Origin of the sequence: Ornithinibacter aureus, from assembly GCF_009858245.1 — a bacterium.
GTDB lineage: Bacteria > Actinomycetota > Actinomycetes > Actinomycetales > Dermatophilaceae > Fodinibacter > Fodinibacter aureus.
This window is the reverse complement of record NZ_VMSB01000001.1, coordinates 335,565-358,056: the sequence shown is the minus strand read 5'-3', so window position 1 is coordinate 358,056 and position 22,492 is coordinate 335,565. Positions and strand designations below refer to the sequence as shown.

Annotated in this window: 23 protein-coding genes; 4 read left to right on the top strand and 19 right to left on the bottom strand. The window is 72.1% G+C overall.

The window, feature by feature from the left end:
- Positions 1-60 precede the first annotated feature (60 nt).
- On the bottom strand, positions 61-1,281 hold the full coding sequence (gene metK, locus C8E84_RS01765) for a methionine adenosyltransferase (RefSeq protein WP_159898955.1): 1,221 nt from the start codon (positions 1,279-1,281) through the stop codon (positions 61-63).
- A 132-nt stretch (positions 1,282-1,413) separates the two neighbouring features.
- Between metK and C8E84_RS01760 the strand changes: the two genes are divergently transcribed.
- Positions 1,414-2,859 carry a hypothetical protein gene (locus C8E84_RS01760; protein WP_159898953.1) on the top strand — a complete coding sequence of 482 codons (1,446 nt, stop codon included), beginning with the start codon at positions 1,414-1,416 and terminating at the stop codon, positions 2,857-2,859.
- Positions 2,859-4,055 carry a prolipoprotein diacylglyceryl transferase gene (locus C8E84_RS01755; RefSeq protein ID WP_159898951.1) on the top strand — a complete coding sequence of 399 codons (1,197 nt, stop codon included), beginning with the start codon at positions 2,859-2,861 and terminating at the stop codon, positions 4,053-4,055. Before C8E84_RS01760 ends, C8E84_RS01755 begins: the two co-directional genes overlap by 1 nt.
- A gap of 62 nt (positions 4,056-4,117) precedes the next feature.
- Here the strand turns inward: C8E84_RS01755 and C8E84_RS01750 are convergent, their stop codons facing one another.
- The 12 genes from C8E84_RS01750 to pyrR form a co-directional block, all read right to left on the bottom strand.
- Positions 4,118-5,401 (bottom strand): bifunctional phosphopantothenoylcysteine decarboxylase/phosphopantothenate synthase, encoded by a 1,284-nt coding sequence (locus tag C8E84_RS01750; protein ID WP_159898949.1) that lies wholly within the window; start codon positions 5,399-5,401, stop codon positions 4,118-4,120.
- Positions 5,402-5,427: 26 nt separating this feature from the next.
- Positions 5,428-5,697 (bottom strand): DNA-directed RNA polymerase subunit omega, encoded by a 270-nt coding sequence (rpoZ, locus tag C8E84_RS01745; RefSeq protein WP_159898947.1) that lies wholly within the window; start codon positions 5,695-5,697, stop codon positions 5,428-5,430.
- A gap of 17 nt (positions 5,698-5,714) precedes the next feature.
- Positions 5,715-6,281 (bottom strand): guanylate kinase, encoded by a 567-nt coding sequence (gene gmk / locus C8E84_RS01740; protein WP_159898945.1) that lies wholly within the window; start codon positions 6,279-6,281, stop codon positions 5,715-5,717.
- Positions 6,278-6,592, bottom strand: a complete 315-nt coding sequence (gene mihF, locus C8E84_RS01735) for an integration host factor, actinobacterial type (RefSeq protein WP_159898943.1) — start codon at positions 6,590-6,592, stop codon at positions 6,278-6,280. The genes gmk and mihF overlap by 4 nt, the downstream gene beginning before the upstream one ends.
- Positions 6,593-6,667: 75 nt before the next feature.
- Positions 6,668-7,519: an orotidine-5'-phosphate decarboxylase gene (gene pyrF / locus C8E84_RS01730; RefSeq protein WP_159898941.1), complete on the bottom strand. Its 852-nt coding sequence runs from the start codon at positions 7,517-7,519 to the stop codon at positions 6,668-6,670.
- Complete coding sequence (locus C8E84_RS01725) at positions 7,516-8,466, bottom strand: dihydroorotate dehydrogenase (RefSeq protein ID WP_246196719.1); 951 nt, start codon at positions 8,464-8,466, stop codon at positions 7,516-7,518. The genes pyrF and C8E84_RS01725 overlap by 4 nt, the downstream gene beginning before the upstream one ends.
- 8 nt (positions 8,467-8,474) lie before the next feature.
- On the bottom strand, positions 8,475-9,365 hold the full coding sequence (locus C8E84_RS01720; RefSeq protein ID WP_159898937.1) for a dihydroorotate dehydrogenase electron transfer subunit: 891 nt from the start codon (positions 9,363-9,365) through the stop codon (positions 8,475-8,477).
- Positions 9,362-12,715, bottom strand: a complete 3,354-nt coding sequence (gene carB, locus C8E84_RS01715; protein ID WP_159898935.1) for a carbamoyl-phosphate synthase large subunit — start codon at positions 12,713-12,715, stop codon at positions 9,362-9,364. The genes C8E84_RS01720 and carB overlap by 4 nt, the downstream gene beginning before the upstream one ends.
- A 1-nt stretch (position 12,716) precedes the next feature.
- Positions 12,717-13,883, bottom strand: coding sequence for a glutamine-hydrolyzing carbamoyl-phosphate synthase small subunit (gene carA / locus C8E84_RS01710; protein ID WP_159898933.1), 1,167 nt, complete (start codon positions 13,881-13,883; stop codon positions 12,717-12,719).
- Positions 13,877-15,232, bottom strand: a complete 1,356-nt coding sequence (locus tag C8E84_RS01705; RefSeq protein WP_159898931.1) for a dihydroorotase — start codon at positions 15,230-15,232, stop codon at positions 13,877-13,879. Before C8E84_RS01705 ends, carA begins: the two co-directional genes overlap by 7 nt.
- On the bottom strand, positions 15,229-16,176 hold the full coding sequence (locus C8E84_RS01700) for an aspartate carbamoyltransferase catalytic subunit (protein ID WP_159898929.1): 948 nt from the start codon (positions 16,174-16,176) through the stop codon (positions 15,229-15,231). The genes C8E84_RS01705 and C8E84_RS01700 overlap by 4 nt, the downstream gene beginning before the upstream one ends.
- A complete protein-coding gene (gene pyrR, locus C8E84_RS01695; protein WP_159898927.1) occupies positions 16,173-16,763 on the bottom strand; it encodes a bifunctional pyr operon transcriptional regulator/uracil phosphoribosyltransferase PyrR in 591 nt (196 codons plus the stop codon). Before pyrR ends, C8E84_RS01700 begins: the two co-directional genes overlap by 4 nt.
- Positions 16,764-16,996: 233 nt before the next feature.
- Here pyrR and C8E84_RS01690 point away from each other — a divergent pair, with 233 nt between their 5' ends.
- Complete coding sequence (locus tag C8E84_RS01690) at positions 16,997-17,197, top strand: hypothetical protein (RefSeq protein ID WP_159898925.1); 201 nt, start codon at positions 16,997-16,999, stop codon at positions 17,195-17,197.
- 117 nt (positions 17,198-17,314) lie between these two features.
- Positions 17,315-17,521: a dodecin gene (locus tag C8E84_RS01685; RefSeq protein WP_159898923.1), complete on the top strand. Its 207-nt coding sequence runs from the start codon at positions 17,315-17,317 to the stop codon at positions 17,519-17,521.
- Positions 17,522-17,576: 55 nt separating this feature from the next.
- On the opposite strand, the gene nusB is transcribed toward C8E84_RS01685, so the two are convergent.
- The 6 genes from nusB to aroC all read right to left on the bottom strand — a co-directional run bounded on the left by nusB (position 17,577) and on the right by aroC (position 22,484).
- Positions 17,577-17,990, bottom strand: a complete 414-nt coding sequence (nusB, locus tag C8E84_RS01680) for a transcription antitermination factor NusB (protein WP_159898921.1) — start codon at positions 17,988-17,990, stop codon at positions 17,577-17,579.
- A 3-nt stretch (positions 17,991-17,993) separates the two neighbouring features.
- Entirely contained in the window at positions 17,994-18,554 is a 561-nt protein-coding gene (efp, locus tag C8E84_RS01675) for an elongation factor P (RefSeq protein WP_159898919.1), read from the bottom strand.
- A 134-nt stretch (positions 18,555-18,688) separates the two neighbouring features.
- Positions 18,689-19,588: an intradiol ring-cleavage dioxygenase gene (locus tag C8E84_RS01670; RefSeq protein WP_159898917.1), complete on the bottom strand. Its 900-nt coding sequence runs from the start codon at positions 19,586-19,588 to the stop codon at positions 18,689-18,691.
- Between the two features lie 87 nt (positions 19,589-19,675).
- Positions 19,676-20,752 carry a 3-dehydroquinate synthase gene (aroB, locus tag C8E84_RS01665; protein WP_159898915.1) on the bottom strand — a complete coding sequence of 359 codons (1,077 nt, stop codon included), beginning with the start codon at positions 20,750-20,752 and terminating at the stop codon, positions 19,676-19,678.
- Positions 20,749-21,255 carry a shikimate kinase gene (locus C8E84_RS01660; protein WP_159898913.1) on the bottom strand — a complete coding sequence of 169 codons (507 nt, stop codon included), beginning with the start codon at positions 21,253-21,255 and terminating at the stop codon, positions 20,749-20,751. The genes aroB and C8E84_RS01660 overlap by 4 nt, the downstream gene beginning before the upstream one ends.
- Positions 21,252-22,484: a chorismate synthase gene (gene aroC, locus C8E84_RS01655; protein ID WP_159898911.1), complete on the bottom strand. Its 1,233-nt coding sequence runs from the start codon at positions 22,482-22,484 to the stop codon at positions 21,252-21,254. Before aroC ends, C8E84_RS01660 begins: the two co-directional genes overlap by 4 nt.
- Between the last annotated feature and the right edge of the window lie 8 nt (positions 22,485-22,492).

Here is a 22,492-nt window from a genome sequence, read left to right as displayed (position 1 = left end):
GGAGCCCACCGACCCCGGGGGGATCGATGGGCTCCGCCTGTGGACGACGGGTCGTTCGCGTCAGCCGTTGGCGGCGCGCTGGAGCGCCTCGACGCGATCGGTGCGCTCCCACGTGAACGGGTTCTCGACACCGGCTGCGGAGGTGCGGCCGAAGTGACCGTAGGCCGCCGTGGCCTTGTAGATCGGGCGCAGGAGGTCGAGCGCGTCGAGGATGGCCGCGGGACGCAGGTCGAAGGTGGAGAGGATCGCTGACTGGATCTTGTCTGCGGGGACCGTCTCGGTGCCGAAGGTCTCGACGTAGAGACCGACCGGCTGTGCCTTGCCGATCGCGTAGGCGACCTGGACCTCGCAGCGGCGGGCCAGCCCGGCGGCGACGACGTTCTTGGCGACCCAGCGGGTGGCGTAGGCGGCCGAGCGGTCGACCTTGCTCGGGTCCTTGCCGGAGAAGGCGCCGCCACCGTGACGGGCCATGCCGCCGTAGGTGTCGACGATGATCTTGCGGCCGGTCAGGCCGGCGTCGCCCATCGGGCCACCGATGACGAACTTGCCGGTGGGGTTGATGTAGGCGCGGTAGTCCTCGGTGCGCAGCTGGGTGCCGGAGTCGGCGAGCTCGGCGAGCACCGGGTCGATGACGTGCGCCCGCACGTCGGGCTCGAGCATGCCCTCGAGGGAGATGTCCTCGGCGTGCTGGCTGGAGACCACGACGGCGTCGAGGGAGACCGCGCGGTCACCGTCGTAGGCGATGGTGACCTGGGTCTTGCCGTCGGGGCGCAGGTAGGACAGCTCCCCGTCCTTGCGCACCGCGGTCAGCCGCTCGGCGAGCCGGTGGGCCAGGAAGATCGGCAGCGGCATCAGCTCGGGGGTGTCGTCGCAGGCGTAGCCGAACATCAGCCCCTGGTCACCGGCACCCTGCTTGTCGAGCGGGTCGACGGCGCCGGTGCGGCTCTCGAAGGCGGTGTCGACACCCTGGGCGATGTCGGGGCTCTGCTGCCCGATGGACACGCTGACCCCGCACGAGGCCCCGTCGAAGCCCTTCGTCGAGCTGTCGTAGCCGATCGTGAGCACCGTGTCCCGCACGAGCTTCGGGATCTCCACGTAGGCTTCGGTGGTCACCTCACCGGCGACGTGCACGAGACCGGTCGTCACCATCGTCTCGACGGCCACGCGGCTGCGGGGGTCCTGGGCCAGCATGGCGTCGAGGATCGAGTCGGAGATCTGGTCGCAGATCTTGTCCGGGTGACCCTCGGTCACGGACTCGGACGTGAACAGGCGTGCCGACACGCAGGTCTCCTTCAGGTGGGGCGGACGTGGTGGCAGCGGTGTGTGCAACTGCCCACGAGATTCTACGGGCGGCGGTGCAGTTCCACCGACTCGCGGCCACGTGGTCGCTCGGGGGATGAGACCATAAGCGTCGTGTCAGACCGTTCGGTGAGCCCTGGGGCGGTCGGGGACGCCGGAGGCGCTGCCTCCGCGGACCCCGCCGCGGAAGCGTTGTCCCTGCTGACCCGTGCGCAGCTGCTGGCCGACGACCTGCGGCTGGAGGCCCACCGTGAGGTGGCCTCCGCCCGCGACGAGGCCACTCGCCTTCGCGCGCAGGCGCAGGAGGCCGGCCACGAGCTCGATGACCTGCGTGCCGGGATCGCCGCCGCCCGGGCCGAGGCGTCCCGTCGGCTCGAGGAGACCCGGGCCGAGGTCGAGATCATGCTCGCCGACGCCGCCGACCAGGCCGCGCTGCTGCGAGCGCGGGCGACCAAGGCCAGCGACGAGGCCCTGAGCGTCGCGACCGAGCAGGCCCAGGCCGAGCTGACGCAGGCCCGGTCCGACGCCGAGGCGATCCTCGAGCAGGCCCGTCGCGAGCACGAGAAGACGCTCGCCCGGCTGGCCGACGACGAGCGGGCCCACCAGCAGCGATGGAGCAGCGAGCACACCGCCCACACCACCGAGCTGAACACCCTTCGTGAGAGCACGCTGGCCGAGCTCGACGGTCTGCGCCGCGAGGCGGAGCAGTTCTCCCTCATGCACCGGGGAGAGGCGCAGGCCCGGGCAGCGCAGGTGCTGGCCGAGATCACCGAGCGTGACGAGGCATCCCGCGCGGAGGCGGAGTCATTGGTGGGCGCGGCCTCGGCCCGCGCCGACGAACTGCTGGCCGACGCGCGAGCGGAGGCAGACTCCGTCATGGCTGCCGCTCAGGCGCACCTGGCCTGGGCGCAGGCCACGGTGCGCGACCTCGTCACGGGTGCACGCTCCGACGCCGAGGATCGGGCCCGCGCCCACCACCGCGACCTCGCTGATCGCTCGCGCGCCCATCGACAGCAGGTGCAGACCCTGCTCGCTGCGGCGACGGCCAAGGGAGCCGACCGCCTCGCCGAGGCCGAGTCCGAGGCGCGGCGGCTGCGTGAGCAGGCCGAGGCCGTCCTCGCCGAGGCGCAGGCGGATGCCGTCCGTACCCGCGAGGCGGCCGCGCGCGAGTCCCAGCGGGTCGTCGACGAGGCGCAGCAGCGTGCCGAGGAGGCGCTCGAGCGGGCAACCCGTCGAACGACCGAGGCCGAACAGGGTGCTGCCCTGGTTCGGGAACGGGCCGCCGTCGACGTCGAGCGCATGCACCGAGAAGCCCACGAGCACCACCGCGCCGCCCGGGCCGAGATCCTGCGGACCTCCGAGGAGGCCAGGGTCCGGGCCGAGGCCGTTCGGGCCGAGGCCCAAGCGGCCGTCGAGCGGGCTCGTGCCGAGGTGCACACCCTCGCAGCGCGCCGTGACGCCATCACCGCCCAGCTCGGCAGCCTCTCAGGGGTCATCGACGCCCTGGCCGTGCCCGAAGACCTTCCGCCCCAACAAACCCCGCCCAACCAGGAGTCCTGATGAACCAGCCCGAGTTCCCCACCGTCTTCCGCGGGTACGACCCCGCGACGGTCGACCAGCACGTCAGTGCGCTGCGGCAGGCCGCCGACGCGGCCCGACAGGCGGCTGAGGCCGCCCAGCAGGAGGCCGCCGCCGCCTCGGTGTCGCTGACCAAGCTGCGCCAGTCGCACGACGCGCTCATGCAGGAGGTCGACGGCCAGCGGCGCAGCGTGGCAGAGCTCGAGGAGCAGGCCCGGCGGGCGTCGAGCCCGTCGTTCGCCGACCTCGGGGAGCGGATCGGCTCGATCCTCACGCTGGCTGACGAGGAGGCCGCCGCCATTCGCGCCACCGCCGAGGAGGAGGCCGGCCAGACCCGCTTTGCCGCCGATGAGGCCGCCGCTTTGGCGCGGTCCGAGGCCGACAGGTACGCCGAGGACCGCCGCTCGCGCGCCGACGTGGACGCCGAGCAGGCCCTGGCCCGTGCCAAGCAGGAGGCCGACTCGATCGTGGACGACGCCGCCCGCGAGGCTGCGGCCCGCCGCGAGGAGGCCGAGGCCTACTTCGAGAAGCAGCGGGCCACCGCGGCCGCTTCCGCCGCGGACTTCGAGCGCACCCTCGCCGAGCGGCGGGAGAAGGCCACCGCAGACTTCACCGGCCAGATGGCCAAGCAGGACCAGGCCCTGGCTGCCGTCCAGGAGCGCGCCGACCTGCTGGCTCGCGAGGCCGAGCAGGACCGCGCGGCGGCGGCGCAGGAGGCCGCGCGCGTGCTCGACGCCGCCCGCTCTGAGGCAGCCGCGCTCGTCGCGTCGGCCAAGGAGCAGGCCGAGCGGGTGCGCCGGGACTCCGAGCGTGAGCTCAACGCTGCGACGGCACGCCGTGACAGCATCACCGCCCAGCTGAGCAACGTGCGCAACATGCTCGCCACCCTCGGTGGTCCGGCCGCGGTCACCGCCCTGGATGCCGCGGCCGGCGCCGACGCTCCCGCGGAGCAGGCTCCGGAGCAGGACGCCGAGCAGGTCCCGACGGTTGGGTCCGAGGACGCGAGCGAGGCCAGCGCCGAGGTCGAGGCCGACCACACGGCATCCGACACCGCCGAAGGCGACCACACGGCATCCGAGACCGCCGAGACCGAGGAGCCGGCGGCCGACCAGGGCTCGGACGAGCAGGTCCGCGTGCCGGGTACCGCTCGCAAGGCCAAGGCTTCGGCCCGCCGCTGACCCACCCGCACGTATTGCACTCCAGCCACCTGCTTCCCGGTGGCTGGAGTGGAATACGTGCGTCAGAGGAGGTCGGTGACGGCGTCCCAGACCGCGTGCGCGACCTCGAGCTTCGTGGCCGGCCCGATGTCGGTCACGTGATCGGTGCCGCGCTCGAGGATGTGCACGGTGTTGTCGTCCTGCCCGAAGGTGACACCGACCCCCACCTCGTTCACGACGAGCAGGTCACAGTCCTTGCGGGCGAGCTTGGCCCGCCCGTGCTCGAGCACGGAGGCCTCGCCGTCACCGGTCTCGGCGGCGAACCCCACGATGACGGGGGTGGTGGCACTCCCCCGGGCCTGGACGAGCCCGGCGAGGATGTCGGGGTTTCGCACCAGGGTCACGACGGGGGCCGACTCGTCGGCGCTGCCGTCGGCCGCGGCCTCGTGCGACTTCTTGATCTTGTGGTCGGCATAGGCCGCCGGGCGGAAGTCGGCCACGGCGGCCGCCATGACGACGACGTCGGCCCCACGCACGGCATCCGTGACCGCGGCCTGAAGCTCCAGGGCGGTCTCGACGGGAACGAGCGTGACGCCGGCCGGCACGGGCAGAGACGACGACGACACCAGGGTGACGTCGGCGCCGCGGTCGGCAGCGGCCTGCGCGAGGGCGTACCCCTGCTTGCCGGACGAGCGGTTGCCGAGGTAGCGCACGGGGTCGAGCGGCTCGCGGGTGCCCCCGGCGCTCACGACCACTCGCAGGCCCGTGAGGTCCTGACCTTTCCTGCCGGCCGCCGCCGAGTCCACGTCGGAGCGGCGTGTTGCCCCGCCACCGGCAGGAAGAGTCGGGAAGAGGCGGGTGCAGACCGCGAACAGGTCCTCGGGCTCGGGCAGGCGGCCGGGGCCGGTGTCGCTGCCCGTGAGGCGCCCGGATGCCGGGGGCACGATGTGGATGCCGCGCTCGCTGAGCGTCGCGACGTTCGCCTGGGTGGCAGCGTGCTCCCACATCTCGGTGTGCATGGCGGGCGCCATCACCACCGGGCACCGGGCCGTGAGCAGCACCGTCGTGAGCAGGTCGTTCGCCTGCCCGGTGGCCGCACGGGCGAGCAGGTCAGCGGTGGCCGGCGCCACGACGACGAGGTCGGCTTCCTGGCCGATCCGCACGTGCGGAACCGCCGTGATGTCGGACCACACGTCGGTGTGCACGGGCTTGCCGGACAACGCCGACCAGGTGGCCGCGCCGACGAAGTTCAGCGCGGCCTGGGTGGGCACCACCGTGGCGTCGTGCCCGGCCTCGGTGAACAGGCGCAGCAGCGACGCGGCCTTGTAGGCGGCGATGCCACCGGCAACGCCGAGGACGACCTTCACGCATCCACCCCGGCGCCCACGTCAGGTCAGCCCTGGGAGGGCGTGGGGGTCGAGGTCAGCAGGCCCTCGTTGATCTCGCGAAGGGCGATCGACATCGGCTTCTCGTGCACCTCGGAGTCGACCAGCGGACCGACGTACTCGAGCAGGCCCTCCTGGAGCTGGGCGTAGTAGGCGTTGATCTGCCGGGCCCGCTTCGCGGAGTAGAGCACCAGGGAGTACTTGGAGTCGGCGCGCTCGAGGAGCTCGTCGATCGGGGGGTTGGTGATGCCGATGGGGTCGGCCACGGTTCCGGACACGCTGGATCTCGCTTCGCTCAGGTGGAGGGGTTTCTCATCAATGATACGAGTTCCTCGGCGGCGCGATGGACGTCGTCGTTGAGGACGGTCACGTCGAACTCGCTCGCGGAGGCCAGTTCGACCCTCGCGGTGTCCAGTCGGGCCTCACGTTCCTCCGCACCCTCGGTCCCCCGCCCGACGAGCCGGCGCACCAGTTCGTCCCACGTGGGAGGGGCGAGGAAGACGAACAGCGCCTCGGGCATGCTCTCGCGCACCTGCCGTGCGCCCTGGAGGTCGATCTCGAGCAGGGCCGGTCGCCCGGCGGCCAGCGCCTGCTCGACCGGGCCCCGAGGCGTGCCGTACTTGGCGCGGCCGTGCACCACCGCCCATTCGAGCAGCTCACCGTCGCGCACCATCGCGTCGAAGTGCTCGTCGTCGACGAAGTGGTAGTGGATGCCGTCGACCTCACCGGGTCGTGGGCGGCGGGTCGTCGCGGACACCGAGACCCAGACCTCGGGGTGGTGTTCGCGCACGTAGGCCGCCACGGTGCCCTTGCCGACGGCGGTGGGCCCCGCGAGGACCGTCAGGCGCGAGGGGGCACTCACCGTCCGAAGCGCTCGATCAGGGCGGCGGCCTGGTTCTGTCCGAGACCGCGCACGCGGCGGCTCTCGGAGATGCCGACCTCCTCCATGATCTGCCGCGCCCGGACCCGACCGACGCCGGGCATCGACTCCAGCAGGGCGCAGACGCGCATCTTGCCGACGACCTCGTTCGTCTTGCCCGCGTCGATGACCTCGGCGAGCGAGAGGCCCGAGTGCTTGAGGCGGTGCTTGACCTCGGCGCGCTCACGCCGGGACGCCGCCGCCTTGGCCAGGGCAGCGGAACGCTGTTCGGGGGTGAGCGGCGGAAGTGCCACGGGTGCGTCCTTCGGCGACATGCGGGGCCATCTGCGTCAGCACCCGACGGGAAGTGGTTCGACTCTAGCGCTGGCTCACAGGGCTGCACGCACGCTCTCGGCGTCACGTGCCGCGGCGGCCGCGAGAGCCTGGACCGACGGCCCCGCAGAGAGCACCGAGCGCGACACGTTCGGCAGCACGTTGCCCACGGCGTCACCGAACACCGCGCGCAGGTCACCGGGCCCGGCCCCTTGCGCGCCGAGCCCCGGTGCGAGGAGCGGTGCGGCGCTGGCGGCGAGGCCGAGACCGAGGCGCGCCACGGCATCCCCGACGGTTGCCCCGACGACAAGGCCGACGTGGCCCAGCTCGCCGCGGGCGGCGGCCTGTGCGTTGTCGGCAGCGGCGCCGTCCACGACGGCTGCGGCGACGGAGCGACCGTTCGCCTCGGCGTGTTGCACCTGCGGACCCTCCGGGTTCGACGTCAACGCGAGCACGAACACCCCGCGGCCGGTGGCGGCGGCGACGTCCAGCGCCGGGCGCAGCGACCCGTAGCCGAGGAAGGGGCTCACGGTGAGGGCATCGGCACGACCCGGCCCCTCGTCGGAGAGGAACGCCTGTGCGTAGGCCTCCATCGTCGAGCCGATGTCCCCGCGCTTGGCGTCCAGGATCGTCAGGGTCCCGGCGTCGCGCAGGTCACCGAGCACCCGCTCGAGCACCGCCACCCCGCGCGAGCCGAACACCTCGAAGAAGGCCGACTGGGGCTTGACGACCGCGACCCGCCCGGCGAAGGCCTCGACGCACGTCATCGCGAAGCGCTCGAGCCCGGACAGGTCGACCGGCAGCCCCCACGCCCGGAGCAGCGCGGCGTGCGGGTCGATGCCGACGCACAGCGGGCCGTGCGTGTCCATGGCGGCGCGCAGGCGCACGCCGAACGGGTCGGGACTCATGGCGAAACCATCCTGTCGTGGGCGATGCCGACGACGTCGGCGAAGCGGGTGAAGCCGTGGCGGGCGATCTCGGCCTCGAGCTCGTCGACGACCCGGCGCGGCCGCGAGGGGTCGTTGAACGTCGCGGTACCGACCTGCACGGCACTGGCGCCGGCCGCGACGAGCTCGAGGGCGTCACGACCGGTGCGCACTCCCCCCACGCCGATGAGGGGTGCGGTGGGCAGGCGCCCGTCCCGCATCGCCGCGGTGACCTGCCACAGGGCGCGCACGGCGACGGGGCGCACGGCGGGGCCGGACAGACCCCCGGTGACCCCGGCCAGCTGGGGGCGCAGCAGGTCGGTGTCGATGACCATGCCCAGCAGGGTGTTGATCATCGTCAGGCCGTCGGCGCCGGCCCCGAGCGCGGCATCCGCGATGGTCACGATGTCGGTGACGTCCGGGGTGAGCTTGGCGAAGATCGGCGTCGTCGCGGGCAGGCTCTCGCGCACGAGTCGCACCACCGCGTCGGACGACACGGGATCGCACGCGAACACCAGACCGCGGTTCGCGACGTTGGGGCACGAGATGTTGACCTCGACCCCGACGACGGCCGCGAAAGCGGGGCTGCTGGCCAGCCGCTCAGCGACCTCGCCGAACTCCGCCGCGGTGTTGCCGGCGATGGAGACGAGCACTCGAGCGCCCACGGAGGCCAGCCAGGCGAGGTCGTTCTCGAGGAACGCCTCGATGCCCGGCCCCTGGAGCCCGATCGAGTTGAGCATGCCGGACGCCGTCTCGGCCATCCGTGGTGTGCCGCGACCCGACCGCGGGGCAGCCATCACCGTCTTGGTGACGAAGGCACCGAGTTCGTCGACGGGGAAGAACCGGTGCAGTTCCTGGCCGTTGGCGGCGCACCCGGATGCCGTCATGACGGGGTTCGGCAACGTCACCGGTCCCAGCGTGGTGGACATGTCGACCATCAGTGACCCCCCGCCCGAGGAGCGCCGACGGTGTCGGCGGGGACGTGGCAGATGCCGTTCGCGAAGGCGTCCCAGCGCACGCTGTCACCCCGGAACACCGGGCCGTCGACGCACGAGCGGAGCATCTTGGTCACCCCGTCCTGCGTGGTGATCGGCAGGACACAGGTCATGCACACCCCGACGCCGCAGGCCATCGACTCCTCGACGGCCACGTGGGCCACGGCCGCGTGGGCGGCGGCGACGTCGGTGACCGACTTCAGCATCGCCATCGGGCCGCAGGCGAAGACCTCGGTGGCGCCCGCGCGGGTGATGACGTCGCCGAGCACGTCCGAGACCCACCCCCGGTGCCCGGCGGAGCCGTCATCGGTGGTCACGGTGACGCCGTCGGTGGTGCCGTCCGCGAGGTCGACCCCGAAGAGCCGGTCTCGCGTCGCCGCCCCCAGCACCAGCTCAACGTGGCAGCCGCGCTCGCGCAGGGCCTGCGCCAGCCAGAACAACGGGGCCGAGCCGTAGCCACCACCGACGAGCACGCACGCCGTGGGTTCCGCGGGCAGCGGGAAGGGCTGTCCGAGCGGAGCCACGACGTCGACGGGGTCGCCGACGCGCACCTGGGTCAGCCACGTCGTGCCCGGCCCGTGCGCCGCGATGACGACCTCGACGGTGCCGCGCCCGGCATCCACCCGGTGCAGGGAGAAGCACCGGCGCAACAGGGTGGCCGAGGTGGGCCCGCCGACCGCGAGGGCCACGAACTGCCCGGGCGAGGCGAGCTCAGCCACCCCGGGGGCCGAGATCACCAGGTGGCGGTAGGCGCCCACGGGGTCGTTGGCGACGACGCTGCCGACGACCTGGGTGACCCCTCCCGCCGTCGGGGCGACGCTGGCCGCGCTCACGCCGGCGCCTGCACGCCGTAGAGGTCGAGGTCGGCCGCGTGCTGCTGCAACGGGGTGACGTCGAGGTCGCCGGTGATCACGGCCTCGATCGCCTGGACCGCGGCAGCCAGCTGCTGCACCGTCGTGATGATCGGCTTGTCCATGGCGGTCGTCGCCGCCCGGATGGCGTAGCCGTCGGCCCGGGCAGACGCGCTCGGCCCGCTCGGGCTGTTGACGACCATGTCGACCTCACCGGCGTTGATCCAGTCGACGATCGACCGGCCCTCGGGGCCGCGCTCGGCGTGCTTGAGCACGACCTCGGCCTCGATGCCGTTGCGGCGCAGCACGTCTGCGGTGCCCGACGTCGACACGATCCGGAAGCCGAGGTCGAGCAGGCGCTTGACCGGGAAGATGATCGCCCGCTTGTCGCGGTTGGCCACCGACACGAACACCGTTCCCGTCGTGGGCAGCCCGCTGATGGCGCCGAGCTGGGCCTTGGCGAAGGCCCGGCCGAAGTCGGTGTCGATGCCCATGACCTCGCCGGTGGACCGCATCTCCGGGCCGAGCAGGCTGTCGACGACCAGCCCGTCGGCCGTGCGGAAGCGCTTGAAGGGCAGCACGGCCTCCTTGACCGACATCGGCGCGTGGGCCGGCATCCGACCACCGTCGGTGTGCGCCGGCAGCAGCCCTTCCTCACGAAGCTCGGCGATCGTCGCGCCGAGCATGATCCGGGCGGCCGCCTTGGCGATCGGCACCCCGGTCGCCTTGGCGACGAACGGGACGGTCCGCGACGCACGCGGGTTCGCCTCGAGCACGTAGAGGATGTCCTGCGCGAGGGCGAACTGCACGTTCATCAGGCCACGCACCCCGATGCCCTCGGCAAGCTTGCGGGTCGAAACGCGCACCCGCTCGAGCTCGCTGTCGCCGAGGGTCACCGGCGGCAGCGTGCACGAGGAGTCGCCCGAGTGGATGCCGGCCTCCTCGATGTGCTCCATGATCCCGCCGACGTAGATGTCGACCCCGTCGTAGAGCACGTCGACGTCGATCTCGATCGCGTCGTCGAGGAAGCGGTCGACGAGCACGGGGTGCTCCGGGCTGGCGATCGTGGCCCGCTCGACGTAGCCGGAGAGCGTCTCGTCGTCGAAGACGATCTCCATGCCACGCCCGCCGAGCACGTACGACGGACGCACGAGCACCGGGTAGCCGATCTCGCGGGCGATGTCGACGGCCTCGTGGGCGCTGTAGGCCGTGCCGTGCTTGGGCGCGGGCAGGTTCGCCTCGTGCAGCACGCGGCCGAATGCGCCACGGTCCTCGGCGAGGTCGATGGCCTCGGGTGAGGTGCCGACGATCGGCACCCCCTCGGCCTTGAGCGCCTTGGCCAGGCCGAGCGGGGTCTGGCCACCGAGTTGCACGATGACCCCGGCGATCGGGCCGGCCTGCCGCTCGGCGTGGACCACCTCCAGGACGTCCTCGAGGGTCAGCGGCTCGAAGTACAGGCGGCTGCTCGTGTCGTAGTCGGTGGACACCGTCTCGGGGTTGCAGTTGACCATGACGGTGTCGTAGCCGGCGTCGCGCAGGGCGAAGCTGGCGTGGACGCAGGAGTAGTCGAACTCCACGCCCTGACCGATGCGGTTGGGGCCCGACCCGAGGATGAGCACGGCGGGCCGCTCACGCGGGGCGACCTCGTTCTCCTCGTCGTAGGTGCTGTAGTGGTAGGGCGTCTGGGCCGCGAACTCGGCGGCGCAGGTGTCGACCGTCTTGAAGACCGGGCGCACCCCCAGGGCGTGGCGCACCCCGCGCACCACTGCCTCGGGCATGGCGCGCAGCCCGGCGAGCTGGGCGTCGCTGAACCCGTGGGTCTTGGCCAGCCGCAGCAGGTCGGGGGTCAGTTCCGGGGCGTCCGCGACGGCATCCGCGATCTGCTCGATGAGGGCCATCTGGTCCAGGAACCACGGGTCGATGCCGGTGGCCTCGTGGACGTCCTCGACCGACAGGCCCCCGCGCAGCGCCTGCTGGACGGCGATGATGCGGCCGTCGGTCGGGCGGGTGGCCACGGCGAGGATCTCGCGGGCCTGCTCGGTCGTCGGGCGTTCGCCGTCCCAGTGGAAGCTGCTGCCCTTCTTCTCCAGGGAGCGCAGGGCCTTCTGGAGGGCCTCGGTGAAGTTGCGCCCGATCGCCATCGCCTCACCGACCGACTTCATCGTCGTCGTCAGGGTGTCGTCGGCCGCGGGGAACTTCTCGAACGCGAACCGCGGCACCTTGACGACGACGTAGTCGAGCGTCGGCTCAAAAGCGGCCGAATACCACGGGGTCGTTTCTTGGGGGGATTCCGGGGGGCGGAGCCCCCCGGAGGTGATGTCGTTGCGCACCTCGTCGAGGGTGTAGCCGATCGCCATCTTCGCCGCGATCTTCGCGATCGGGAACCCGGTGGCCTTGGACGCCAGCGCGGAGGACCGCGAGACGCGGGGGTTCATCTCGATGACGATGAGCCGCCCGTCGACCGGGTTGATCGCGAACTGGATGTTGCAGCCACCGGTGTCGACCCCGACCTCGCGGATGATCGCGATGCCGACGTCGCGCAGGCGCTGGTACTCCCGGTCGGTGAGGGTCAGCGCGGGCGCCACGGTGATCGAGTCGCCGGTGTGCACGCCCATCGGGTCGAAGTTCTCGATGGAGCACACGACGACGACGTTGTCGGCGTGGTCGCGCATCACCTCGAGCTCGTACTCCTTCCACCCCAGAATCGACTCCTCGAGGAGCACCTCGGTGACCGGGCTGTACTGCAGGCCCGCACCGGCGATGCGCACGAGCTCGTCCTCGTCGTGCGCGAACCCGCTGCCCAGTCCCCCCATGGTGAACGAGGGACGCACGACGACCGGGTAGCCGAGGTCGTCGGCCGCGGCGAGCACCTCACCCATGGAGTGGCAGATGACCGAGCGGGCCGACTCGGCGCCGCAGCGCTCCACCACGCCCTTGAACTTCTCCCGGTCCTCCCCGAGCTCGATGGCCTCGACGTTGGCCCCGATGAGGGGCGCGTCGTACTTCGCGAGGACGCCGCGCTCGTGCAGCGCGATCGCGCAGTTCAGCGCAGTCTGCCCGCCCAGGGTGGCGAGCACGGCATCCGGTCGCTCCTTGGCGATGATCTTCTCGACGATCTCCGGGGTGATCGGCTCGACGTAGGTCGCGTCGGCGAACTCGGGGTCGGTCATGATCGTCGCCGGGTTGGAGTTGACGAGGATGACGCGGATGCCCTCCTCGCGCAGGACGCGGCACGCCTGGGTGCCCGAGTAGTCGAACTCGCAGGCCTGCCCGATGACGATCGGGCCGGAGCCGATGACGAGGACGGACGTGATGTCGTCGCGCTTGGGCACCTCAGGCCACCTCTCCCTGCGTGGTGTCTGGTGTTCGGGACGCCTGCATGAGGTCGACGAACCGGTCGAACAGGTAGGCGGCGTCGTGCGGGCCGGCCGCGGCCTCGGGGTGGTACTGGACCGAGAAGGCGCTGAGCTGCCCGCCCCGGCGCACCTCGAGACCCTCGACGACGTCGTCGTTGAGGCAGACGTGGCTGACCGCGACGCTGCCGAACTCGGTCTCGGTGACCGTGTCGAGCGGCGCGTCGACCGCGAACCCGTGGTTGTGGGCGGTCACCTCGACCTTGCCTGTCGTGCGGTCCATGACCGGCTGGTTGATGCCGCGGTGGCCGTACTTCAGCTTGTAGGTGCCGAACCCGAGTGCCTTGCCGAGGATCTGGTTGCCGAAGCAGATGCCGAAGTAGGGGATGCCGTCGCGCAGCACGGCGCGCAGGAGCTCGGCCTGGCGCTCGGCGGTGCTCGGGTCGCCGGGGCCGTTGGAGAAGAACACCCCGTCCGGGGCGATCTCCCGGATCTGCTCGATGGTCGCGGTGGCGGGCAGCACGTGCACCTCGATGCCGCGCTGCGCCATCATCGTCGGCGTCATCGCCTTGATGCCGAGGTCGACCGCGGCCACGGTGAAGCGCCTCTCCCCCACCGCCGGCACGACGTAGGCCTCCTGGGTGGCCACCTGCTCGGCCAGGGCTGCACCGGTCATCGACGGTGCGTCGATGACCTGGGTGAGGAGGCGCTCGCGAGGTGCGCTCGCGGCATCCCCCGAGAAGATGCCAACGCGCATGGCGCCGCGCTCGCGCAGGTGGCGGGTGAGCGCCCGGGTGTCGAGGTCGCAGATGCCGACGACGCCCTGCGCGTCGAGCTCGTCCTCGAGGGAGCGCTGGGAGCGCCAGTTCGAGGGCCTCAGGGCGGGGTCGCGCACGACGAAGCCGGAGACCCAGATGCGGCCGGACTCGTCGTCCTCGTCGTTCCAGCCGGTGTTGCCGACGTGGGGGGCCGTCATGACGACGACCTGGCGGTGGTAGCTGGGGTCGGTGAGGGTCTCCTGGTAGCCGGTCATGCCGGTGTTGAAGACGGCCTCGCCGACCGTGCTGCCGCGGTGGCCGTAGGCCCGGCCGGTGAACGTGCGGCCGTCCTCGAGCACGAGGACGGCGGGCTCGCGGGTGGTCAGCATGAGGTGGGCGCTCCTTCGTGCGCGGTGACGCGACCGCGCAAGATCGTCGTGCGGACGGCGCCGGTGAGGCTGGCTCCGTGCCACGGGGTGTTGCGGGACAGGGACTGCGAGGAGTCCCGGTCGACGGTGACCGAGGCTGTGGGATCGACGAGCACGAGGTTGGCGGGCTCGCCGGGGGCGATCGGGCGGCCGTGGTCGGCCAACCCGGCGATGGCGGCCGGGGCGACCGACATCAACCGGGCGAGGTCGCGCCACGGCAGGCGGCCGTCGGCGACGAGCAGGTCGTGGACGACCGCGAAGGCGGTCTCGAGGCCGAGCATCCCGAACGCGGCGTCGACGAACGCGTGTTCCTTGTCGTGCCGCGCGTGCGGGGCGTGGTCGGTGGCGATGGCGTCGATGGTGCCGTCGAGCAGACCCTCGATCAGGGCGGCCCGGTCGGGGTCGGGGCGCAGCGGCGGGTTGACCTTGAAGACCGGGTCGTAGCCGGCCAGCAGGTCGGTGCCGAGCGCGAGGTGGTGCGGGGTGACCTCGGCGGTCATCGCGATCCCCCGGGCCTTGGCCCAGCGGACGACGTCGAGGCCCTCTGCCGTGCTGACGTGGGCGACGTGCACCCGCGACCCGGTGTGCTCGGCGAGCATGGCGTCGCGGGCGATGATGCTCGCCTCGGCCACGGCGGGCCAGCCGGGCAGACCCAGGCGGCCCGAGGTCTCGCCCTCGTGGCAGCAGGCCTGCGGCCCGGCCAGGCTCGGGTCCTGGCTGTGCTGGGAGATGACTCCGCCGAAGGCCCGCACGTACTCCAGGGCCCGGCGCATGACCCGGCCATCGGCGACGCAGCGGCCGTCGTCGGAGAACACCCGAACCCGAGCGCGGGAGCGGTGCATCAGGCCGAGCTCGGCGAGCTCGGCCCCGTCGAGGCCCTTGGTGACGGCCCCGACCGGCACGACGTCGACGAGCCCTGCGGCCGCGCCGAGGTCGAGGATCCGCTCGGCTGCCTCGGCGGTGTCGGTGACCGGGTTGGTGTTGGCCATCGCGAGCACGGCCGTGAACCCGCCTACGGCGGCGGCGCGCGACCCAGAGGCGATCGTCTCGGCGTCCTCGCGGCCGGGTTCGCGAAGGTGGGTGTGCAGGTCGACGAAACCGGGCAGCAGGACCAGCCCGTCGGCGTCGATGCGCTCCACGTCGGAAGGGGCGTCTGCTGCGGCATCCGCACCGACCGCGGCGACGAGACCGTCGCGGACGAGGACGTCGGCGGTTCCCCCGCCGAGGACGTCGGCGCCGACGACGAGCAGGTCGGGTGCGTACCCCGAGTGACCTGTTGGTCGATTTCTGTCCGTGGAGGGCCCACTCATGCCGCCACCCCCTCTCCGGCGAGCAGGTGGTAGAGGACAGCCATCCGCACCGCCACCCCTGCCGAGACCTGGTCGAGCACGAGGCTGCGGGCGGCATCGGCGGCGTCGGCGCTGATCTCCAGGCCTCGGTTCATCGGGCCTGGGTGGCAGATGACGGCGTCGGGGTTGGCGTCGGCGAGGGCCCGCAGGCGGTCGCGGGTCAGCCCGAAGCCGACCGTGTACTCCCGCGGAGTCGGGAAGAAGCCGCCGCTCATCCGCTCGCGCTGCACGCGCAGCATCATGACGGCGTCCGGCCCGCTCGCGAGGACGGCGTCGAGGTCGTCGGTGAGCTCGAGGCCGTCGGCCTGCGCCCACGAGCGGATGCCGCTCGGCATCAGCGTCGGTGGGGCGACGAGGGTGACCCGGGCGCCCAGCGTGCGCAACGTGATCGCGTTGGAGCGGAACACGCGGCTGTGGGTGAGGTCGCCGACGATCGCGACGTGGGCGCCGTCGAGGTCCCCGAGCCGCTGCTCGATCGTGTAGGCGTCGAGCAGCGCCTGCGTGGGGTGCTCGTGGGTGCCGTCCCCGGCGTTGATGACGCTGGCGTCGACCCACTGGGCCACCTGGTGGGCAGCTCCGCTGGCCATGTGGCGCATGACGATGGCGTCGACGGCCATGGCGTCGATGGTGCGCACCGTGTCGCGCAGGCTCTCACCCTTGCTGGCGCTGCTGCCCTTGCCGGTGATGTTGATGGTGTCGGCACTCATCCACTTGCCCGCGATCTCGAAGCTGCTGCGGGTACGGGTGGAGTCCTCGAAGAACAGGTTGATGATCGTGCGCCCACGCAGCGTGGGCAGCTTCTTGACGTCGCGGCGCTGCACCTCGTGCATCTCGGATGCCGTCGCGAGCAGCATCCGCACGTCGTCGCGGGTCAGGTCGGCGCTGGAGAGGAGGTGACGGTTCATCGCGCGTCACCCCCGGCGATCCGCACGACGTCCTCGGAGCCGTCGTGACCGGCCAGGCGCACCTGGACCTTCTCGGCGTGGCTGGTCGGCAGGTTCTTGCCGACGTGGTCGGCCCGGATGGGCAGCTCGCGGTGCCCGCGGTCGACGAGCACCGCCAGGCGCACGGCGCGCGGCCGACCGAGGTCGGAGAGCGCATCCAGGGCGGCGCGGATGGTGCGCCCGGAGTAGAGCACGTCGTCGACGAGGACGACGACCTTGTCGTCGATGCCCCCGGTGGGGATCTGCGTGTGCATCGGCGCCCGGGTCGGTTGGTGGCGCAGGTCGTCGCGGTGCATCGTGATGTCGAGGCTGCCCACGGGGACCTGGGTGCCCTCGACCTCACGGATGAGATCGACGAGCCGGTGGGCCAACTCGACTCCTCGACTGGGGATGCCCAGCAGGACGAGGTCGTCGGGCCCCTTGTTGTGCTCGAGGATCTCGTGGGCGATGCGGCGCAGCGCCCGGGCCACGTCACTCGCGGACAGGACGGTTCGACCGTCGGGGTCCAGGGGGTGCCCGGGGGGCACGGTGCTCTCGGCACGCGTCATGACGCGGACCTCCTTCCCTGCCTCACTGGACAGGTCGTTAAAGGATGTCGGTTGGTGCGCGGCCCACTCTACGGGGTCGGCGGCCCAGGCCCTGCCAGGGTTCGCGGGCCGGACACCCGGTCCGAATGCCGGACACACATAACGCGACGCTATGCCTGTCCAAACAGTGTGTGATCTACTTTCACCTGCGAGGCCCCGCCCAGGCGCCTCCCCCACCCGAGAAGGAGGCCACCGTGCAGACGTCCGTCCAGCCACTCACCCAGCGTGACGCGTCGTGCGCCGAGACCTCCACGGGCGCGACCGCAGACCAGCCCGTCACCACCGGGTGGGCCTCCCTGTTCCCCCCGCGGGACGCCGACGCGGAGACTCGCCGCCGGTGGGTGGCCACGTCGCCGTGGCCTGAAGTCGTCTTCGCCTGCGCCGGCGCGCGCTGAGCCGGGCCCACCCGAGCCGCAATCCGGTCCGCGCCTTCGACGGCGCGCGGCGTCCCGAGCGAGGATGATCGACGCGAGGGGCGCCGCCGGCGCCGCGACGCACCGAAAGGGCCTGACATGGCACACACGTACGGCATCACCGAGGTCGTCGGGTCGTCGCCGACCTCGATCGACGACGCCATCTCCACGGCGGTGACCCGGGCATCGACCACGGTGCGCGGGCTCGACTGGTTCGAGGTGACCGAGATCCGCGGACACCTCGTGGACGGTGCGGTCGCCCACTACCAGGTGGGGCTCAAGATCGGCTTCCGCCTCGAGGAGTGACCGGGGCCGAGGTGATACCGATCACGAATCCGTGCACCCGGGGTTCGAATGCGGCTCAGGCCAGGGTCGGCTTGACCTCGACGAGGCGGCCCAGGAGCCCGTTGACGAACTTCGGGCTGTCATCGGTCGACAATTCGGTGGCCAGCCCCACCCACTCGCTGATCGCGACGGCCTCGGGAACGTCCGTGGAGTACAGCACCTCGTAGGCGCCCAGGCGCAGGATCGAGCGGTCGACCGCCGGCATCCTGGCCAGGGTCCAGCCCTGGGAGTACGTCGCGATCAGCTCGTCGATCTGGGTCCAGTGCTCGACGACCCCACTGACGAGGTCACCGGTGAACTCCGACAACGGGGCCTCGGTCACGGGGGCGGCCAGCCGCTGTCGCAGCAGCTCACCGACGTTGACCTGGCGCTGCTCGGCCTCGAAGAGCAGGTCGAGCGCGCGCTTGCGGGCCTTGGTGCGGGCGGCCACGGGTCAGCTGACCCGACCCAGGTAGGAACCGTCGCGGGTGTCGACCTTGACCTTGGTGCCGGTCTCCAGGAACAGCGGGACGGCGATCTCCGCGCCGGTCTCGAGCGTCGCCGGCTTGGTGCCACCGGTCGAGCGGTCGCCCTGCAGGCCCGGCTCGGTGTACGAGATCTCGAGGACGACCGACGCGGGCAGCTCGATGAACAGCACGGTGCCGTCGTGGCGGGCCACGATCGCGTCCTGGTTCTCGAGCATGTACTTGGCGGCGTCACCGACGACCTCGGGGCTGACCGCGATCTGGTCGTAGGTGTCACCGTCCATGAAGATGAAGTCGGTGCCGTCGTTGTAGAGGTACTGCATGTTCCGCTTGTCGACGTTCGCGGTCTCGACCTTGACGCCGGCGTTGAAGGTCTTGTCGACGACCTTGCCGCTCATGACGTTCTTCAGCTTGGTGCGCACGAAGGCCGGGCCCTTGCCGGGCTTGACGTGCTGGAACTCGACGACGGTCCAGAGCTGGCCCTCGAGGTTGAGGACGAGGCCGTTCTTGAGGTCGTTGGTCGATGCCACGGGTGGATCTTCGCTTTCGTCGACGCCGGTCACCGCGCCCGGTCCCGGGCAGGCAGCACCCCGGCGAGGGGTGGGGAACCGCACGAGTCTATCGCGCGTGGCCCCCCACCCCGTCCTCCGCCGGGCCGACCCCGTCAGATGGCGATCGTGAGGTTCGCGACGTAGCCGGATGCCGCGTCACCCGTCACGGTGGCCAGCTGGTGGATGCCGCCGTCGTCACCGAACACCATGTCTCGCGTCAGGGACGTGCGGGCGAGGTTGTCTGCGCTCGACACGTACGTCGTACCGTCCGCGTACACCGCTTCGCACGCCGCCTGCGGCAGCGCGATCTGGCTGGTCTTGACGATCTGGCCGTCGCTCGTCGCCTCGGCCGTGCTGCGGTAGACCTCGAAGTGGATGTGCGGCCACCGCCCGTCGTAGCAGCCGGGGAAGATCGTGGTGAAGCTGGCCGTGCCGCTCCCGTCGGTGGGTTGCACCCCGCGCAGGTAGTTCTCGTTCTCCACCCCTTGCGAGTACATCGAGTAGCGGCCCTGTGCATCGGCATGCCACGCGTAGACGGCGACGCCCTCGAGCGCTGCGTACCCGTCGGCCGAGTTCAGGACGGTGAGGTTCAGGGTGAGCGGGACTCCGGCGGCCGTCGTCGTCGAGGTCCCGAACGACGAGGAGATGTCCTGGCGGACGATGCCGGAGTCGTCGAGGACGTCGGTGCCGTTGCTGCCGTCGCCCGGGTAGGGGCCGGCGGTCTCGTCGGGCACGACGGAGTCGACGGCGGCTGAGGATGCCGTGGCGCCGGCACTCGCGCTCGTCGTGGCGGATGCCGTGGCGGAGGAGGCCGTGGATGCCGACGTGTCGGTCGACGCGTCGGAGCAGCCGACGAGGGCGAGCAGGCCCGCACCCGAGAGCAGGCCGAGGGCGGAGCGCCGGGCCATGAGGGTGCGCACGTCGAACTCGAGCCCGCGGTCGTGGTCGGGGTGGACGCCGGCCTCGGGACCGGCGAGGGACAGGGTGGCAGGTGGCTGCGTCTGGGTGCTCATGGCAGACCACCCTGCTGGGCCCTGCCGTGGCTGTTCCGTGCACCTGCTGTGAGTCACCTGTGCACGGGAGCTGCCGCAGGGTGCGGCTCAGCGGCAGAGGTCGTCGTACGCGGCCCGCAGCAGCGCCTCGTCCGGGCCGACGAGTCGCGTGGGCACCCCGATGTCCTCGAGGACGATGAAGCGCAGCACCGAACCCCGGGTCTTCTTGTCCCGCTGCATCGCCGTGGCCAAGGTGTCCCAGTGGCCGGCCTCGTAGGTGGTGGGCAGGCCGACCGAGGTGAGGATCGCGCGGTGCCGCTCCACGGCATCCGCCGTGAGGTGCCCAGCCCGGTGGGCCAGGTGTGCGGCGAAGGTCATGCCGATCGCCACGGCCTCACCGTGCCGGCGGTGATAGCCCTCGACCTGCTCGACGGCATGGCCCAGGGTGTGCCCGTAGTTGAGGATCTCGCGCAGCCACGACTCCTTGAGGTCGGCGGCGACGACCTCGGCCTTCATCGCGATGGCCCGCTCGACGAGCTCACGCATCGCGGGCCCGTCGGCGCGGGTCGCCGCGTCGAGGTCGCCCTCGACGAGCTCGAGGATGCGCGGGTCGGCGATGAACCCGGCCTTGACGACCTCGGCCAGACCGGCGACGAGGTCAGGTCGGGGCAGGGTGGCGAGGGCGTCGAGGTCGCAGAGCACGCCGGCCGGCTCGTGGAAGGAACCCACGAGGTTCTTGCCCTCGGCCGTGTTGATGCCGGTCTTCCCACCGACGGCGGCGTCGACCATCGCCAGCAGGGTCGTCGGCACGTGCACCACGGCGACTCCACGCAACCACGTGGCCGCGACGAAGCCGGCGAGGTCGGTCACGGTGCCACCACCCACCGCCACCACGGCATCCGAGCGGGTGAACGCGTGCTGACCCAGCGTGGCCCACAGGCCCGCCGCCACCTGCGCGGTCTTGGCCACCTCGTTGTCCGGAACGGCGGCCTCGTGAACGGTCAGTCCGGCCTCGCGCAGGCGGTGGACGACCGGGGCCGCCAGGCGGGCCAGCGACTGCGGCCGCACGACGAGGACCTGCCGGACGTCCCCGGAGAGCAGGTCGGTGACGCGGTCGGACACCCCGTGGCCGACGACGACGTCGTAGGAGGTTCCGACCGGGATGACGGTCGCCGACGACGTCACGACGACCCCAGCAGGGTGGCGATCTCCTCGGCGATGGCCTGCGGGGTGCGGCCTGCGGTGTCGACGCGGTGGGTGGCGACCCGCTCGTAGACGGGCCGTCGCTCGTTCATCAGGCGCACCCACGACGCCCGCGGGTTGACCGCGAGCAGGGGACGGCTCTGGTCGAAGCCCACCCGCCTCGAGGCATCGGCGATCCCGACGTCGAGGAACACGACGACCTGCCCGGCGAGCACCTGCTCGGTCAGCGGGTCCACGGGCGCGCCACCGCCGAGGGCCAGCACGCCGTGCTCCTGCTCGACCGCACGGGCCACCTCGGCCCGCTCGAGCTCACGGAAGGTGGGCTCGCCGTCCTCGATGAAGATGTCCGAGATCGAGCGGCCCGCAGCCGCCTCGATCGCGGCGTCGGTGTCGTGCAGCGGCACGTCGAGCAGCCCGGCCAAGGCGGCTCCCACGGTGCTCTTGCCCGACCCGGGTGGCCCGATGAGCACCACCCGCGGGCTCATTCGTCGTCCCAGGTGCGCATCGAGGCCGGGATGGCGGCCAGGTACGACGCGTGGTTGCGTGCGGTCTCGGCGACGCAGTCGCCGCCGAACTTCTCCAGGCAGGCCTCGGCCAGCACGAGGGCGACCATCGCCTCGGCGACCACACCGGCCGCCGGCACCGCGCAGACGTCGGAGCGCTGGTGGATGGCGCGGGCGGGCTCGTCGGAGGCGACGTCGACGGTCTCCAGGGCGCGGGGCACCGTCGAGATGGGCTTCATGGCCGCGCGAACGCGGAGCAACCCACCGACCGACATGCCGCCCTCGGTGCCGCCGGCCCGCCCGGTGCGGCGACGGATGACCCCGTCGGCGCCGCGCTCCATCTCGTCGTGGGCGACCGAGCCGCGCCGGGTCGCGGTGCGGAAGCCATCACCGACCTCGACACCCTTGATGGCCTGGATGCCCATGAGGGCCCCCGCGAGGCGTGCGTCGAGGCGCCGGTCCCAGTGCACGTGCGAGCCCAGGCCCGGCGGCAGCCCGGTGACGACGACCTCGACCACTCCCCCGAGGGTGTCGCCGTCCTTGTGGGCGGCGTCGACCTCGGCGACCATTGCGGCGGAGCCGGCGGCGTCGAAGGCGCGCACCGGATCGGCGTCGAGGGCCGCGACGTCGTCAGCGGTCGGCAACGGCGCGTCCTCGGCGACCGCGGCCGCGCCGATGGCGACCGTGTGGGACACCAGGCGGATGCCGTAGGCCTGGTCGAGGAAGCGTGCCGCCACCTCTCCGAGCGCCACCCGGGCAGCCGTCTCGCGGGCCGATGCCCGCTCGAGCACGGGGCGCGCGTCGTCGAAGCCGTACTTCTGCATCCCGACGAGGTCTGCGTGACCCGGGCGGGGCCGGGTGAGCGGCCGGTTGCGGGCGATCTCCTTCTCGGCGTTGATGTCGTTGGCCGCGGCGAGGTCGTCGGCGGCGACGGGGTCGGGGCTCATGACGGTCTGCCACTTGGGCCACTCGCTGTTGCCCACCCTGATCGCGATGGGCGAGCCGAGGGTCACGCCGTGGCGCACCCCACCGAGGAACTCCACGTCGTCACGCTCGAAGGACATCCGGGCCCCGCGGCCGTGGCCGAGGCGGCGACGGGCCAGCGCCCCGGCGAGGTCGTCGCTGGAGACGACGACTCCGGCGGGCAACCCGTCGATCGTCGCGACGAGGGCGGGGCCGTGTGACTCCCCGGCGGTCAACCAGCGCAGCATGACCAGAA